At 71.8% G+C, this 14,367-nt stretch carries 14 protein-coding genes; 6 read left to right on the top strand and 8 right to left on the bottom strand.

The genetic code is table 11. The features are described from left to right. Window positions 1-229 precede the first annotated feature (229 nt). From ACT54X_RS25550 to ACT54X_RS25540, 3 genes are all read left to right on the top strand, one after another. Window positions 230-1,207: a Bug family tripartite tricarboxylate transporter substrate binding protein gene (locus ACT54X_RS25550; protein ID WP_476349366.1), complete on the top strand. Its 978-nt coding sequence runs from the start codon at window positions 230-232 to the stop codon at window positions 1,205-1,207. Window positions 1,208-1,217: 10 nt separating this feature from the next. Continuing rightward, entirely contained in the window at window positions 1,218-2,966 is a 1,749-nt protein-coding gene (locus ACT54X_RS25545; RefSeq protein ID WP_476349364.1) for a thiamine pyrophosphate-requiring protein, read from the top strand. 84 nt (window positions 2,967-3,050) lie between these two features. Beyond that, window positions 3,051-3,569, top strand: coding sequence for a MarR family transcriptional regulator (locus ACT54X_RS25540; RefSeq protein WP_476349362.1), 519 nt, complete (start codon window positions 3,051-3,053; stop codon window positions 3,567-3,569). 87 nt (window positions 3,570-3,656) lie between these two features. Here the strand turns inward: ACT54X_RS25540 and ACT54X_RS25535 are convergent, their stop codons facing one another. After that, window positions 3,657-4,517 carry a LysR family transcriptional regulator gene (locus ACT54X_RS25535; RefSeq protein WP_476349360.1) on the bottom strand — a complete coding sequence of 287 codons (861 nt, stop codon included), beginning with the start codon at window positions 4,515-4,517 and terminating at the stop codon, window positions 3,657-3,659. Between the two features lie 123 nt (window positions 4,518-4,640). Here ACT54X_RS25535 and ACT54X_RS25530 point away from each other — a divergent pair, with 123 nt between their 5' ends. Both ACT54X_RS25530 and ACT54X_RS25525 read left to right on the top strand, forming a co-directional pair. Beyond that, window positions 4,641-5,483, top strand: coding sequence for an oxidoreductase (locus tag ACT54X_RS25530; protein ID WP_476349358.1), 843 nt, complete (start codon window positions 4,641-4,643; stop codon window positions 5,481-5,483). A 48-nt stretch (window positions 5,484-5,531) separates the two neighbouring features. Continuing rightward, a complete protein-coding gene (locus ACT54X_RS25525; RefSeq protein ID WP_476349356.1) occupies window positions 5,532-6,944 on the top strand; it encodes an MFS transporter in 1,413 nt (470 codons plus the stop codon). Between the two features lie 52 nt (window positions 6,945-6,996). On the opposite strand, the gene ACT54X_RS25520 is transcribed toward ACT54X_RS25525, so the two are convergent. The 7 genes from ACT54X_RS25520 to ACT54X_RS25490 form a co-directional block, all read right to left on the bottom strand. Beyond that, complete coding sequence (locus tag ACT54X_RS25520) at window positions 6,997-8,235, bottom strand: PrsW family intramembrane metalloprotease (RefSeq protein ID WP_476349354.1); 1,239 nt, start codon at window positions 8,233-8,235, stop codon at window positions 6,997-6,999. Further along, window positions 8,232-8,852, bottom strand: a complete 621-nt coding sequence (locus ACT54X_RS25515) for a hypothetical protein (RefSeq protein ID WP_476349352.1) — start codon at window positions 8,850-8,852, stop codon at window positions 8,232-8,234. Before ACT54X_RS25515 ends, ACT54X_RS25520 begins: the two co-directional genes overlap by 4 nt. 106 nt (window positions 8,853-8,958) lie before the next feature. Then, window positions 8,959-9,291 (bottom strand): hypothetical protein, encoded by a 333-nt coding sequence (locus ACT54X_RS25510; protein ID WP_476349350.1) that lies wholly within the window; start codon window positions 9,289-9,291, stop codon window positions 8,959-8,961. 59 nt (window positions 9,292-9,350) lie between these two features. After that, the gene (locus ACT54X_RS25505; RefSeq protein WP_294375151.1) at window positions 9,351-10,049 is read right to left on the bottom strand and encodes an HAD family hydrolase; all 699 of its coding nucleotides are present in this window, start codon (window positions 10,047-10,049) and stop codon (window positions 9,351-9,353) included. Window positions 10,050-10,204: 155 nt separating this feature from the next. Next, window positions 10,205-10,978, bottom strand: coding sequence for a citryl-CoA lyase (locus tag ACT54X_RS25500; protein WP_476349440.1), 774 nt, complete (start codon window positions 10,976-10,978; stop codon window positions 10,205-10,207). 104 nt (window positions 10,979-11,082) lie between these two features. Next, entirely contained in the window at window positions 11,083-12,282 is a 1,200-nt protein-coding gene (locus ACT54X_RS25495; RefSeq protein ID WP_476349348.1) for a CaiB/BaiF CoA transferase family protein, read from the bottom strand. 3 nt (window positions 12,283-12,285) lie between these two features. Next, window positions 12,286-13,254, bottom strand: a complete 969-nt coding sequence (locus ACT54X_RS25490; RefSeq protein ID WP_476349346.1) for a Bug family tripartite tricarboxylate transporter substrate binding protein — start codon at window positions 13,252-13,254, stop codon at window positions 12,286-12,288. 185 nt (window positions 13,255-13,439) lie between these two features. On the opposite strand from ACT54X_RS25490, the gene ACT54X_RS25485 reads away from it, so the two are divergent. Next, window positions 13,440-14,342 (top strand): IclR family transcriptional regulator, encoded by a 903-nt coding sequence (locus ACT54X_RS25485; protein WP_476349344.1) that lies wholly within the window; start codon window positions 13,440-13,442, stop codon window positions 14,340-14,342. Window positions 14,343-14,367 lie beyond the last annotated feature (25 nt).

The following is a 14,367-nucleotide window of genomic DNA, read 5'->3' as shown; positions in this document are numbered from 1 at the left end:
GCCCCTCGTTTTCACCAGAGCAATGAAGTCTCGCAGCCGGCGCAGGCTGCCGCACCTTGCAGGCATCACCTGGGGCAGCACGGCCTCGCAGCTGAAAGCGGGCGCGACATCCTGCGGGTAACTGCTGACCCCCCACCCCCCCTTCCCCCGTAGCATCCCCCAATCGCTCACATATTAGTGATCTGCCGCCCGAGCGACGCCCCAAGCAGTCACGACTCAGGAGACAGACATGGTGAAGCTATTTCGTTGCGTCCTCGCGGTCGCGCTGTCCGTGGTCGCGGGGGCCGGCCTGTCCCAGGAGGCCTATCCGTCCAAGCCCGTGCGCATCCTCATTCCCTACGCCCCGGGCGGCGGCGTGGATGCCGCTGCCCGACTCGTGGCCCAGTCGCTGGGGACGGCGATGGGCCAGAACTTCGTCGTCGAGTCCAAGCCCGGTGGCAACACCGTGATCGCGGCCGAAGCCGTGGCGCGCGCGGCGCCGGACGGCTACACGCTGCTGCTGACGGGCGGCTCCACCATGACGCTGCTGCCGCTCACGCAGGCCAGGCTGCCCTTCGTGCCACTCAACGACTTCGCGCCGGTGGGCCAGGTGTCGCGCCTGCCCTACTTCCTCGCGGTGTCGGCCACGCAGCCCTACAAGAGCGCGAAGGAGCTGCTCGCCGACCCGAAGGCGCGCGACGGCACGCTGGCCTATGCCAGCAACGGCATCGGCTCGATGGCGCACATCGGCACCGAGATGCTGATCCAGCGTGCCGGCGCCAGGATGATCCACGTGCCCTACAACGGCTTCACGCCCGCCATCGCCGATCTGGTGACGGGGCGGACCGTGATGGTGATGGCCGATCTGGCCCCGCTCAATGCGCAACTCCAGGACGGCAAGCTGCGCCCGCTGGCCGTCGCGTCCGAGAAGCGCTCGCCCTTCCTGCCGGACGTGCCGACCCTGGCCGAAGCCGGCTACCCCGGCACCGAGTTCGAGGTGTGGCTCGCGCTCTACGCACCGGCCAAGACACCGCGGGCCGTGGTCGACAAGCTGTCCGCCGAGCTGAACAAGGTGCTCGCCAACCCCGCCACGCGCGAGGCCTTCGTGCGCCTGGGCCACGAGGCCGACTACGCCGCACCCGATGCCGTGCGCAAGCGCATCCAGGCCGAGCAGAGCGCCTTCGCGCCGGCCGTTCGGGCCGCTGGCCTCGCCGCGCAGACCAACTGACCACGCCCCCATGGAATTCCAACGCTCCCCCGACGACGACACCACCCCCCACACGGCCTCGCACCATTTGCTGCAGGCGCTGCTGGACCACGGCGTCGAACACCTGTTCTGCAACCTGGGGACGGACCACGCGCCGCTCATCGAAGAGATGGCGCGGTGGCGCGAGCAAGGGCGGGCGTTGCCACAGGTGGTGCTCTGCCCGCACGAGAACACGGCCCTGCACATGGCCGGCGGCTACGCCATCGCCACCGGCCGCGGCCAGGCGGTGCTGGTGCATGTCGATGCCGGCACGGCCAACTCGGCCATGGCCATGCACAACCTGTTCCGCGCCCGCGTGCCGGTGCTGCTGATGGCCGGCCGTGCGCCCGCCACCACCTTCAACCAGGTGGAGGGCGGGCGCGACACCTATGTGCACTTCGTGCAGGAGCCCTTCGACCAGGGCAGCGTGGTGCGTCCCTACGTCAAGTGGGAATACACGCTGCCCTGGCCGTCGATGGCGGCCGAAGTCATCGCCCGCGCGCACTCGGTGATGCAGAGCGATCCACCGGGCCCCGTGTACCTGATGCTGCCGCGCGAGATGCTGGCCGCGCCCTGCCCGCCGCAGGAGCTGCATCCCTTTCCGGCGACCAGCCATCGGCCGGTCAAGGCCGGCGGCGCGCATCCGGCGCCGATCCAGCAGATCGCGGAAAAGCTCGTCGCCAGCGAAGACCCACTGCTCGTCACCGCCTATGCCGGCCGCCATCCGCGCACGCCCGCCCTGGTGGACGCGCTGGCGCGGCTCACCGGCATGCGCGTGTGCGAGTTCAACAGCGTGCACCTGAACATCCGCCGCGACAGCCCCTGCTTTGCCGGCTACCTGCCCGGCCCCTTCGCCGAGAAGGCCGACGTCGGCCTGATGCTGGACGTCGACGTACCCTGGGTGCCCAAGACCACGCGCGTCAACCCGAACGCCTGGTGGGCGCAGATGGACCTCGACGCCATCAAGCGCGACATGCCGATGTGGGGCTTTGCCACCCACGCACGCATCGAGGGCGACAGCGAACTGCTGCTGGCCCAGCTGATCGACGCGGTGAAGGCGCTCGCCACACCGGCCTTCGAGGCACGGGTGGCGGAGCGGATGAGGAAGCTGGAACGCGAACATGCCGAGCGCCAGCGCAGGATCGACGCCGCGGCTCAGGCGCCCGGCGAGCGCGGTGCCATCAACCCGGCCTACCTGTGCGCCGCCATCCACCGGGCGCTGGACAGCCGCGACACCGTGATCAACGAAGGCATCCGCAACACGCTCACGGTGTTCGACCAGGTGCCGCGGAACGAGCCCGGCACGCTGCTGGGGCTGCCGGGCGGGGGGCTGGGCTTTTCGGCCGGCACGGCGCTGGGCGTCAAGCTGGCGCGGCCCGACGCCCGCGTGGTGCATTTCGTGGGCGACGGCACCTTCTACTTCAGCAATGCCACCTCCACCCTGGCCGTGGCGCGGGAGTACGGCCTGCCGATCTTCACCGTCGTGCTCGACAACGGCGGCTGGTCCGCGGTGAAGGAAGCCACCCTGCGCATGTACCCCAAGGGCCGGGCCTTCGCGACGGACGAGTACGCATCGGTGCTGCCCACCGGCATGGACTTCGCCGGCGTGGCCGAGGCGGCGGGTGTTCACGGCGAGCGGCTGGTCGATCCCGCCGATGTCGAGGCGGCCGTCGCCCGCTGCATCCGCGCGCTGGACGAAGGGCGCAGCGCCTTGCTGCACGCGCGCATCGCGCCGCTCTGAAGGGTGCTGAGCAAGGGGGCTCCAGTACCATCCGGGCGACCCGCAGGCCGCCCCATCGGGAGGCCGCCCGACCGAAGCCGCATCTTGACGAACAAGCCCGCCGCGCGCAGCAGCCAGCGTCGACCCTCCCCCGCCCCTTCAGCCCGTGCGCAGCCGCGGCGCAACCTTCCCTTGCTGCTGCTGCAGGTGCGCGCTGCCATCGTGGGCCGCTTCCGCCATGTGCTCAAGAAGACGGGCCTGACGGAGCAGCAGTTCCGCATCCTTCGCGCGCTCCATGTGCGCGGCACGCTGGAGCCCCGGGAGCTTTGCGCCATCTGCCATATCTCCAGCCCCAGCCTGAGCGGCGTGCTCGCGCGCATGGAAGCCCTGGGACTGGTGCAGCGCGAGCGACACCCGGACGACCAGCGCCGGCAGCATGTGTCGCTCTCGCGCCGGGCGCAGCAGATGTTCGCGGATGTGAGCGAGGACATGGAGGCCGTCTACCAGGAACTCGAAGCGGCCCTGGGCCCGGCCTTCGTGGACCAGATGTACGCCATGTGCGACACGGTGCTCGAGGTGCTCAAGGGTCCGGAGGGCGAGGCCCCGGCCGAGGACGACGCCTGAAGACGGCACCGGCCTGATCTGCCCGCCTCGATAAGGACAAGCCGCAACGTACCGCCGCCGGCGGCCGCTCGGCAAGTGCCCGGCGCCTCAGCCCTGCAGCCCCGCCACGTGCTCATTCACGATCGCAATGAACGCCCGCAACCGGTTCAGCCGCCGCAGGTCGCGGTGGTAGCCCATCCAGATCTCCCGCGCGGGCGGCTCTTCCGGCAGTTGCAGCCGGCGCAGGCCGCCCACCTGGTTGCCCACCACCTGCGGCAGCACGGCGATGCCGATGCCGTGGCTGCTCATGCGGGCCTGCACGTTGCGGTTGTTCGATGCCAGCAGCGGCCGGGCGTTGGGAAAGCGGGTCTTCAGCCACGCGATGTCCGGGAACTGGCCGGTCGAGGTGTCGTGCGTGATGAGCCGAAAACCCGCGCCGTCGCCGAACACCGGGTCGGGTGAGGCCGTGGCGATGTAGACGCCGTAGGGCAGGCGCACCAGCTTTCGCTGCACCACGTCGGGCGCGTTGAAGGGGACGATGCGGAACGCGATGTCGGCCTCCCGCTGCGCCAGGTTGAACAGGCGCGTGCCGGTCAGCACTTCGAGATCGACGCGCGGGTACGACCGGGCGTAGTCCGCAATGATCGGCGGCAGGACGAAGGCGCCGAACCAGTCGGCCGACGAGATCCGCAGGCTGCCCTGCAGCTTCTCTTCCCCGCCTGCCAGGCGCCGCTGCATGGCGAGCGCGCCCTCCTCCATCTGCTCGGCCAGCGCCACGATGCCGGCGCCCTCGTCCGTGGGCACAAAGCCGTCCGCGGTGCGCTGGAACAGCGTGTGGCCCACGGCCTGCTCCAGCGCCCGGAGCCGGCGCCCGATGGTCGGATGGCTCAGCTGCAAGGCGCGTGCGGCACCGCCCAGGGTGCCCGCGCGCACCACGGCCAGGAAGATGCGGACATCGCTCCACTCCACGGCACGACCCCTTTCAGAAATGAACGGGCAGCGTACAGCACTGTCAGTTGTCGAACAGATTCAGATCGCTAGATTCCTTCCATGCCGGCGCCTCGGCCGGCTCACCGCATCGAAAGGAAAAGCATGCAGAAGAAGACCTGGTTGATCACCGGCTGCTCGGCGGGCCTGGGCCGCGCCCTGGCCGAGGCGGTGGCCGCGCGCGGCGACCGGCTGGTGGTCACCGCACGGTCCGTCGCCGCGCTGGAAGACCTGCGCCAGCGCTACCCGCAGACCGTGCAGGTGGTCGCGCTCGACGTCACCCGCCCCGGCGATGCCGCGCAGGCCGTGGCGCTGGCCGAGCGCACCTTCGGCGGCCTGGACGTTCTGGTCAACAACGCGGGCGTCGGCTTCATCGGGGCCATCGAGGAAGGCGAGCCGCACGAGTACCGGCCGGTCTTCGAGATCAATGTGTTCGGCCTGATCGAGACCACCCGCGCCGCGCTGCCGGCGCTGCGCCGGCGTCATGGGGCGCGCATCGTCAACCTGTCGTCCGGCGCCGGCATCGCGGGCTCGGCCGGCTCGGGCTTCTACAACGCGACCAAGTTCGCGGTGGAAGGGCTCTCCGAAGCGCTGGCCGAGGAACTCGCGCCCCTGGGCGTGAAGGTGATCATCGTGGAGCCCGGGCCCTTCCGCACCGAGTTCCTGGGGCGCTCGATGGCTACGGCGGCCCGCCGGATCGACGCCTACGCGCAGACGGCCCATGCCCGGCGCGACTACCGCGAACGCAACGATGGCAGGCAGGCCGGCGATCCGGCCAAGGCCGTCGCCGTCATGCTGCAGGCCGTCGACGCCGGCAACCCGCCGCTGCACCTGCCCCTGGGGCCGGCGGCGCACCGGACGGCCGCGCGCAAGCTGGAGGCCTTCCGCGCGGACATCGCTGCCTGGCGCGACCTGTCCATCGCGACCGACTTCACGCCGCAAGACTGAGGGCCGGGTCATGACAGTCACAAAGGCTCGGTCCTCATGAAGGCGGCCATGAACCTTTCGACGTCCGGGCAGCAAGGCAGCGGCGCCGATGCCCGCCGCTGGCTGGCCCTGTGCGTGCTGCTGGCCGGCACGCTGCTGCCGCCGCTGGACTTCTTCATCGTCAACGTGGCGCTGCCCGCCATCCAGTCCGACCTGCAGGCGACGCCTTCGCTGGCCCAGCTGGTCGTGTCGGTGTATGCGGCCGCCTATGCCGTGACGCTGATCCTCGGCGGGCGGCTGGGCGACCTGTATGGGCGCAAGCGCATGTTCATCGCCGGGATGCTGGGCTTCGGCGTGGCGTCGGCGCTGTGCGGCTGCGCGCCCTCGCCGGGCGTGCTGGTCGCGGGCCGGCTGCTGCAGGGCATCACTGCGGCGGTGATGGCGCCGCAGTCGCTGGCGTCCATCCATGCCATCTTTCCGGCCGGGGAGAAGTCGCGTGCCCTCGGCATGTACGGCGCCACCTTCGGCGCGGCCTCGGTGGCCGGCCAGTTGCTGGGCGGCCTGCTGGTGTCGGCCGACCTCTTCGGTCTAGGGTGGCGCACGGTCTTCCTGATCAACCTGCCCGTCATCGCGCTGGCCATTCCGGCGGCCGTCGCCTGGGTGCGCGACAGCCGCTCCGAGCAGGCGGCGCGCCTGGACATCGTGGGCGCGCTGCTGCTGGCCGCCGGCCTGCTGGCGCTGGTGGTACCGCTCATCGAAGGGCGCGAGCGAGGCTGGCCCGCGTGGTGTATCGGCGTTCTCGCGCTCACGCCGCCGCTCCTGCTTGTGTTCTGGCGTTGGGAACAGCGGCAGGAGCGGGGCAGCGGCACGCCGCTGGTGCCGCCCGCTGCGCTGGCCTCGCCGGGCCTGCGGCGCAGCCTGGCCGCCGCGTTCTTCTTCTACACGCTGGCGCCCTTCTTTCTGGTGTTCGCCGTCTACGAACAGAGGGGGCTGGGCCACGACCCGTTGACCGCGGGTCTGGCCGTGCTGCCACTGGGCGTCGGCTTCCTGCTCGGTCCTTTCGGCGGTGCGACCCTGGCGCGACGGCTGGGCGCTGACACCGCGGCATTCGGCATGGGCCTGGAGGTGGTGGGCGTGCTGGCTGCCGCGGGCCTGGCCTGGGTCGATGCGCCAGGATGGCTGCCGGGGCCGCTGTTCCTTATCGGACTCGGCCAGGGCATCGCGCTGCCCGCGCTGGTGCGGCTGAACGTGGACCAGGTGGATGCACGCTGGGCCGGGCTGGCGGCCGGCATGGTCAATGCCACGCTGCAGATCAGCGCGGCGGTGTCGACCGCCGTCATCGGGGGGCTGTTCTTTGCGCTGTCCTCGCACGGCGCCGGGCCGGCGGCGGTGAAGGCGGCCTTTCCTGTTGCGCTGCTGGTGATCGCTGCGGGACTGGCGCTGGCGGTGGTCTTGAGCCGGAAGACCCGGGCGATGCCTTGAGGTCAGGCCGGGCGCCCGCTCATCAACGGCACAGGCCCGGGCGTCGCCCGGATCACGGCAGGCGCCCCACCCGCGGCTCCATCAGCACGCCCAGCGTCTCGCGCAGGCGGCGGATGCGCCGCTCGTTCTTCAGCGTCCTGCGCCCCCGCCCATAGATGGAGGCCTTGAGCACCAGCCGCAGTTGCTCGCGCTGCAGCCGGCGCTTGAGCCGCCGCGCGCGGCGGCCGTAGTCGCGGCCGATGGCCCGCCGGGCGCGCAGGCGCTCCAGCGGGTCGCCCAGGCGCTCTCGCTCGTCGTCGCCCAGCAGGTCGCGCTCGGGCACCAGCGCCTCGGCCTGGGCATGCAGGTAGGCGCCGGTCTCGCGCGTGGCGGCGCGCCAGATCAGGACCGCGGCCAGCAGCAGGGGCAGGCCCTTGGTCACCATCAGCAGGCTGACGCCCAGGTTGCTGTTGGGAAACCAGCTTTCCAGCCAGGGCGAATTCCAGACGAAGTGCATGGCCCAGGCCAGCCCGAAGCAGGCCACGGCCACGCCCACGCGCACCGGCCGGCTGCGCTCGGTGTGCCGCAGGTACCAGGCCACGCCATAGGCCGCCACCGCGCTGAAGGCGGCATGGGTCCACGGGCCCGACAGCACGCCGCGGCTCAGCAGGTTCCACAACACCGGATAGACCTGGTTCTCCAGCGGGAAGTTGATGGCCGCGCGCACGGTGTACGCCAGGTTCTCCACCACCTGGAAACCCAGCCCGGCCATGGCGCCGACGATGAGCACCGACAGCTCGGTGCGGAACTGCCGGCGCGCCATCTGCACCAGCAGCAGCACGCCCGCGAGCTTGAGGAATTCCTCGGTGATGGGGCCGGCCAGGGCCGGGCCCCAGGTGGCGGCGAATTCGGGCGAGACCTGCTTGGCCGCCAGGCTCTGGATGGCGCGATTGGCCGGCGCCGCCAGCGTGGGCGCGGCCAGGCCGCCCCAGGCGAAAGCGAGGCCATAGGCCGCGGGCCGGTGCTGCGCCAGCAGGTCCATGGCGCCGAAGGCGGCCATGAACAGGCGCGCGTACAGCGCCCAGGCCAGCGTGGCCAGCAGCGCCGCCACCGGCACCACGCGCAGGCCCGACAGGTAGAGCTGACCCATGGACCAGAGCCCGAGCAGCAGCAGCGCCACCATCAGCCAGAAGGCGGCCCGCCGCGGCTGGAAGAAGGGCTCCTCGGCCTCGAAGGCGTGCAGGCGCGCCAGAGCCTTGGGCTCATGGTCGGATGCGGGTGAAGGCGCCGCCGGCACGACAAGCGGTCTCATGCGGCGCCCAGGTCCATCGAGGCCAGCATGTCCTGCGCCTCGGTCAGCGCCTGCGCGCCGGCGTCGGTGTCTTGGTTGGGGCCGTAGAAGTCGACGGTGACGACGGTGGCGCGCGCCTCGTCCATCACCAGCCACAGCCGACCGCTCGTGCGCGCCCCGTAGTAGGCGAAGGTGGTGCCCTGCAGGCCCCAGTCGGTGAAGAAGCCCGAGGGCTCGCCTTCCACGCGCAGGCGGTAGCCGCGCTCCAGCAGCCGCTGTTCGCGCCGCAGCAGGCCGTCGGCGTCGCCATGCCAGGCGGCGGTCTGCACCGAAAAACTGTGGCCGCTCTTGACCAGCACCAACGACTGGCCGGGCCGCGAGCGGGCCACGTCCATCTGCCAGCCGGGCGCCGGCACGAAGCGGGCCGGGCCGATGGTGAGCGGCTGCCCCTGGGCCACGGCCCGCGCGCTCGGCGTGAGCTGGTCCCACAGCTGCAGCCCGCCCACGTACAGCACCATGGCGGCCGCCAGGGCGAGCGTGGCGGGCCAGGTGGACTGGCCAGGACGAGGAGTGGCAGGCATGCCGGCGATGCTGCCATGGCCGGACTGCACGGCGCTGACACGGGATGGCGAGGTCATGGGGACAGGCGTGCAACGCGCATGCCAGCGGCCGGGCGGGCGAGCATTCGGACGCCTTCGGCTTCGCCTGCGGTGCGAGCGCCCTTCGGAGTGGCCGGGCGGGCGCTCATTCCTTCTCGGTCTCCAGGTGCGCGTCGCAGCCCTGGCCCGCGGCGATGTAGCGCCGGGCCAGGCGCGCCAGCAGCGGGGCGGCGCGCCGCAGTGGGCGCGGCAGCCAGCGCTCGGGTTGCACGATCAGCCCGCAGCGGTAGACCTGCGCCTCGGCCTGCCAGACCAGCGCGGCGCAGGCGCCCTGCGTGCGACGGCTGGCCACGATGCCCAGCGGACAGGGCGCATGCGCACAGCACACGCCGCAGCCGTTGCACGGGGCGCCGTAGGGCGGCTTCTCCGGCGCTTCGGGCTGCAGGTGGATGACGCGGTGGGATCGGGGGGCGCCCATGGTGGCAGGGGCAAGGCGGCGAGGGCGGCGGCGCGACGGACGCAGGGCAGAGGCCGGGCTCAGCGCCCGGTCCACGCGGCCAGCAGAGCGGGCAGCCGAGCCATGTCCTCGAACGTGGTCGCCGCGCCGACCGACAGCAAGGCCTGGCTGCCGCTGTGGCCCGGCCCGCCCGGGCTGTAGCCGAAGACAGTCGCGCCCGCGGCCACGCCGGCCGTGGCGCCGGTGACGGTGTCTTCCACCACGGCGCAGCGCCCGGCCGGCACGCCCAGGGCGGCGGCGGCGGCCAGGTACACGTCGGGATGCGGCTTGCTGCGCGGCGTCTCATGGCCGCTGAAGATGCGGCCTTCGAACAGCTCCAGCAGTCCCACCTTGGCCAGCTGCAGCTCGACCTTGCGCCGATCGGCGCCCGAGGCGCAGGCGATGCGGCCGTCCAGCCGCTGGTGCAGGTCACGCACGGCCTCCACCGCACCGGGAATGGCGACCAGCTCGCGCTCCAGCGCCTCGTTGCGACGGGCCCAGAAGCGGTCGAGCCAGGCGCGATCGATGCGCACGCCGGTCTCCTGGAAGATGCGCTCGGCCTCGTCCTTCACGGCCTTGCCGATGAAGACCTGCATCGCCTCTTCCTCGGTGATGGCCCAGCCCAGCTCGTGGAGCATCGTCACCAGCACGCGGTGGGTGATCGGCTCGGAATCGACCAGAACGCCGTCGCAGTCGAAGAGCACGGCGTCGAAGGGGAACGGGGAGGCGGCAGAGGACATGCGGGCTGGGGAAAAGGAAGACGACGGAAAGCCGACGAGCATAGCCGCCGGCCTCCGTCACCGCCCTGCCCCGCGCCGCCGACCCCGGCGCTGGCGCGACCACGGCGCGTCGACGGACCGACTGCCGCACATGCCGGCCCGTCGACGCGCCAGCCTCAGCGCTGCGCCGGCACCTCGCGCGGCGGCGGCCCGTCGTAGGTGGGCTGGTACTGCCGCGGGATGGGGCCCTTGATGCGCACGTCCTGCGCGGTCTGCTCCCACGCATGCGCCAGCACGCCCACCGAGCGCGACAGGCAGAACAGCCCGCGCGCCAGCGGCGCCGCAAAGCCCAGCTCGGCATAGATGACGGCCGTGGCGCCGTCGATGTTCATGGGAATGGGCCTGCCCTTGGCGGCCGCCAGGCGCGCCTCGACCGCGCGGCCGATGCGGGCGAAGCGCCCGCCCACCTCGCCGGCCGCCGCGGCCTCGTCCACCAGCGCCAGCAGCGGCGCCGAGCGCGGATCCACCGGATGGAAACGGTGGCCGAAGCCCGCCACCACCTTGCCGCGCGCGGCGATGAAGGCGTCCAGGCCGTCCTGCACGGCGCGGTCCTCGTCGGCGCCGGCGTCGATGCGGGCGGCGATGTCCTCGTACAACTCCACCGCCTGCTCGCCCGCGCCGCCGTGCACGTCGCCCAGCACGTTCACGGCCGAGGCCATGGCGCTGTTCAGGCCCACGCCGCAGGTGGCGGCCATGCGGGCGATGGCGATGCTGGGCGCCTGCGGGCCGTGGTCCACGGCGGCCATCAGCGCGGCCTCCAGCAGCGCGGCCTGGCCGGGCGTGGGCAGGTCGCCGCGGGTCATCAGCCAGATCATCTGGGCCAGGCTCACCCGCTCGCGGATCAGGTTCTGGATCGGGTAGCCGCGGTAGCGGATCACGCCCGGCGACATGTCGATGATCGAGGTGCGCCACCAGTCCTCGGTGGTGCGGCGGGCATCGGGGGCAGGCTTGGCGCCGCCGGCGGAAGCACCAGCCGGCAGGGATGCGGGATCGGTCATATGGCTTGTTCGTCTTGCAGTTGTGCGATCTCCCCGGCCGAGTAGCCGAGGCTGGCCAGGATCTCCGTGGAATGCTGGCCCAGCGTGGGCGGCGGCGTGTCGACACGCGGCGCCTGGCCGTCGATCTTGAAGCCGGTGCGCACCACGCGGATGTCGCGGCCCACGCCCGGCACGTCGTCGAAGCGGCCGATCATGCCGCGGCCGGCCACCTGCGGATGCGCCAGCGCCTCGCCCACGGTGTAGACCGGCCCGGCCGGCACGCCGGCCTGGTTGAGCAGCGGCCACCAGGCTTCGGTGGTGCGCGCGGCCAGCGCCGCTTCGAGCTGGGCCTTGAGTTCGGCGCGGTGCTGCAGGCGGCCCTGGCGCTCACGGAAGCGCGGGTCCTGCGGCAGGTCGGGCCGCTCCACCACGCGGCACAGGGCCTCGAACTGCTCCTGCTTGTTGGCGGCGATGTTGAGCAGCCCGTCCGCCGTGCGGAAGGTGCCCGAGGGGCTGGCCGTGAAGTTGTCGTTGCCCATGGGCTGCGGCGCGCGGCCGGCGATCAGGTGGTTGGAGACCACCCAGCCCATGGTCGCCATCACCGCCTCGAGCATGGAGACGTCGATGAAGGTGCCGCCGGTGCGCTGCCGGTCGGCCAGTGCCGCGGCGATGGCGAAGGCCGCCGTCATGCCGCCGATGGTGTCGGCCATGGGGTAGCCCACGCGGTAGGGCGCGTTGTCGGGCGCACCGGTGATGCTCATGGTGCCCGACATGCCCTGGATGATCTGGTCATAGGCCGGCAGGTCGCGCAGCGGGCCGTCCTGGCCGAAGCCGGAGATGGCGCAGTAGACGAGCCGCGGGTTGTCGGCCAGCAGCTCGTCGTAGCCCAGGCCCAGGCGCTGCATCACGCCGGGGCGGAAGTTCTCCACCAGCACATCGGTCGTGCGCACCAGGCGGCGCAGCACCTCCTTGCCCTCGGGCTTCTTGAGGTCGACGGTGATGGAACGCTTGCCCGCGTTCTGCGCCAGGAAGGACACGCCCATGTGGCGGCGGTTGAGTTCGGCATCGGCACCCAGTTGCCGGGCCAGGTCGCCGCCCTGGCGGCTCTCCACCTTGATGACGTCGGCGCCCATGTGGGCCAGCTGGTGGCAGGCGAAGGGCCCGGCCAGCACATTGGTGAGATCGAGGACGCGGATGCCCTCCAACGAAGCACCCATCCTTCAATCCACCCGCGCGCCGGACTCGCGAACGGCCGTGCCCCAACGCGCCTGCTCGCTCTTCATGAAGGCACCCAGCTCGGCCGCCGTGCCGCCGCGGGCCGCGCTGCCTTCGTCGCGCAGGCGGGCGACCACGTCGGGGCGCTTGAGCGCGGCATTGGCCACGGCATTGAGCGCATCCACCGCCTCGGCCGGCGTGCCGGCGGGCGCCACCAGGGCCTTCCAGTCCTCGGCGACGAAGCCGGGGTAGCCGGACTCGACCACCGTCGGCACGTCGGGCAGCACCTCGATGCGCTGGCCCGAGGTCACGGCCACGGCGCGCAGCTTGCCGGCCTTGACCATCGAGATGACGCTGGGCGGCGTGGCGAAGTAGATGTCGGTCTGGCCGCCCAGCATGTCGGTGATGGCCGGGCCGGCGCCCTTGTACGGCACATGCATCACCTGGATGCCGGCGCGGCGCGCGAACATTTCGCCGGCCACATGGCCCACCGTGCCGGTGCCGGCGGAGGCCATGGTCAGCTGGCGGGTCTTGGATTGGGTCTTGAGGTCGGCCAGCGTGTGGATGGCCGAATCGGCCCGCACCACCAGCACCACCGGCTGCGAAGCGAGCAGCACCACCGGCGCGAAGTCCTTGGCCGCATCGAAAGGCATGCGGCTGTAGAGCGCGGGGTTGATGGCCAGGTTGGCCGTCTGGCCGGCGCCGAAGGTGTAGCCGTCCTTGCGGGCCTTGGCCACCGCGTCCAGGCCGATGTTGCCGCCGGCGCCCGGCTTGTTGTCGATGACGAAGTTCCAGCGCGTGTCCTTGGCCGTGATCTCGTTGACCACGAGCCGCGTGAGCACGTCCGTGCCGCCGGCCGGCGGGAAGGGCACCACGATCTTGATGGGCTGGGTGGGAAAGCCGGCCTGCGCGGCGGCCAGGGCGCCGTGCAGGGCGAGCGTGGCGCACAGCGCCAGACGGTGGAAGGTCTTCACAGGGGTCTCCTTTGTTTCATGCAGTTCTATTAGATAGAACGTCAATCTGTTGGATAGAACTGTAGGCCGGCCGCAGCGCCAAGGCGCACCGGGTTAACCCTGGCATTCCCGGCGCGTCGGGCGCGCAGTTCGGCCATGTCACACTGCGGCCGCTCCCGCGAACCGACCCTCCTCCCGCCGCCGCCATGACCGACGCCGCCCCCTCGCCTGCCGATCCCGCCGCCGACACCGCTGCCTCCGACTCCAGCGGCGTGGCCGTGCTCGACCGGGCCTTCGCGCTGCTGGCCGCCTTCGACGCCGACAGCGCGCGGCTCACGCTGTCGGAGCTGTCGCGCCGCACGGGCCTGTACAAGAGCACGGTGCTGCGGCTGCTGGGCGCGCTGGAGCACGGCGGCTTCGTGCGGCGACTGCCCGACGGGCAGTACGCCATCGGGCCGCAGCCGCTGCGGCTGGCGGCGGTGTACCAGCGCTCCTTCCAGGTAGGGCATGTGATCGAGCCGCTGCTGGAGCAGCTGAGCGCCGCCAGCGGCGAGACGGCCTCCTTCTACGTGCGGCATGGCCTGCAGCGGGTGGCGCTGTTCCGCGTGGAGCCCGCGCGCTCGGTGCGCGCCTCGGTGCAGGTCGGCCAGGGCTATGCCATCGGCCAGGGCGCCTCGGGCAAGGTGCTGATGGCCTTCGGCCTGCAAGGCGAGCCCGACCTTCCCGAGCTGCCGGAAGCCGACGCCATCCGCGCCCAGTTCTGGGCCACTTCCTGGGGCGAGCGCGACCCCGAGACGGCCTCCGCCGCCGCGCCGGTGTTCGGCGTGGGCGGCGCGCTGCAGGGCGTGCTGGCCATCTCCGGCCCGCGCCAGCGGCTCGAACAGGGCGACACCATGCGCACCGCCTGCCGCCAGGTGCTGGAGGCCGCGCGCAACGCCACCGCGGCGCTGGGCGGCAACGTGAGTGGCTTTACCGCCAGCCTGGCTGCGCTGGCCGTGACTGGAGACACCGCCCACCTTTTGCGCAACCCAACCAATGCACAACACCTTCTCGGCGCTATCGAACAACTCGACGGCGGACGTGCCAAGCGTCTCTCACCGAAGGAGTGAGGTGGGTCCGGACCCATACGGCCGT

This window comes from Pseudacidovorax sp. DMC4, from assembly GCF_056314265.1.
The sequence above is the reverse complement of the archived record's forward strand: the minus strand, read 5'-3'. Positions and strand labels throughout refer to the sequence as shown.

What these genes read in the sequence shown, in the direction of transcription:
- ACT54X_RS25550 (WP_476349366.1), top strand. Translation starts at nt 230, where the DNA reads ATGGTGAAGCTATTTCGTTGCGTCCTCGCGGTCGCGCTGTCCGTGGTC.
- ACT54X_RS25545 (WP_476349364.1), top strand. Translation starts at nt 1,218, where the DNA reads ATGGAATTCCAACGCTCCCCCGACGACGACACCACCCCCCACACGGCC.
- ACT54X_RS25530 (WP_476349358.1), top strand. Translation starts at nt 4,641, where the DNA reads ATGCAGAAGAAGACCTGGTTGATCACCGGCTGCTCGGCGGGCCTGGGC.
- ACT54X_RS25525 (WP_476349356.1), top strand. Translation starts at nt 5,532, where the DNA reads ATGAACCTTTCGACGTCCGGGCAGCAAGGCAGCGGCGCCGATGCCCGC.
- ACT54X_RS25520 (WP_476349354.1), bottom strand. Translation starts at nt 8,235, where the DNA reads ATGAGACCGCTTGTCGTGCCGGCGGCGCCTTCACCCGCATCCGACCAT.
- ACT54X_RS25515 (WP_476349352.1), bottom strand. Translation starts at nt 8,852, where the DNA reads ATGACCTCGCCATCCCGTGTCAGCGCCGTGCAGTCCGGCCATGGCAGC.
- ACT54X_RS25510 (WP_476349350.1), bottom strand. Translation starts at nt 9,291, where the DNA reads ATGGGCGCCCCCCGATCCCACCGCGTCATCCACCTGCAGCCCGAAGCG.
- ACT54X_RS25505 (WP_294375151.1), bottom strand. Translation starts at nt 10,049, where the DNA reads ATGTCCTCTGCCGCCTCCCCGTTCCCCTTCGACGCCGTGCTCTTCGAC.
- ACT54X_RS25500 (WP_476349440.1), bottom strand. Translation starts at nt 10,978, where the DNA reads ATGTCGCCGGGCGTGATCCGCTACCGCGGCTACCCGATCCAGAACCTG.
- ACT54X_RS25495 (WP_476349348.1), bottom strand. Translation starts at nt 12,282, where the DNA reads ATGGGTGCTTCGTTGGAGGGCATCCGCGTCCTCGATCTCACCAATGTG.
- ACT54X_RS25485 (WP_476349344.1), top strand. Translation starts at nt 13,440, where the DNA reads ATGACCGACGCCGCCCCCTCGCCTGCCGATCCCGCCGCCGACACCGCT.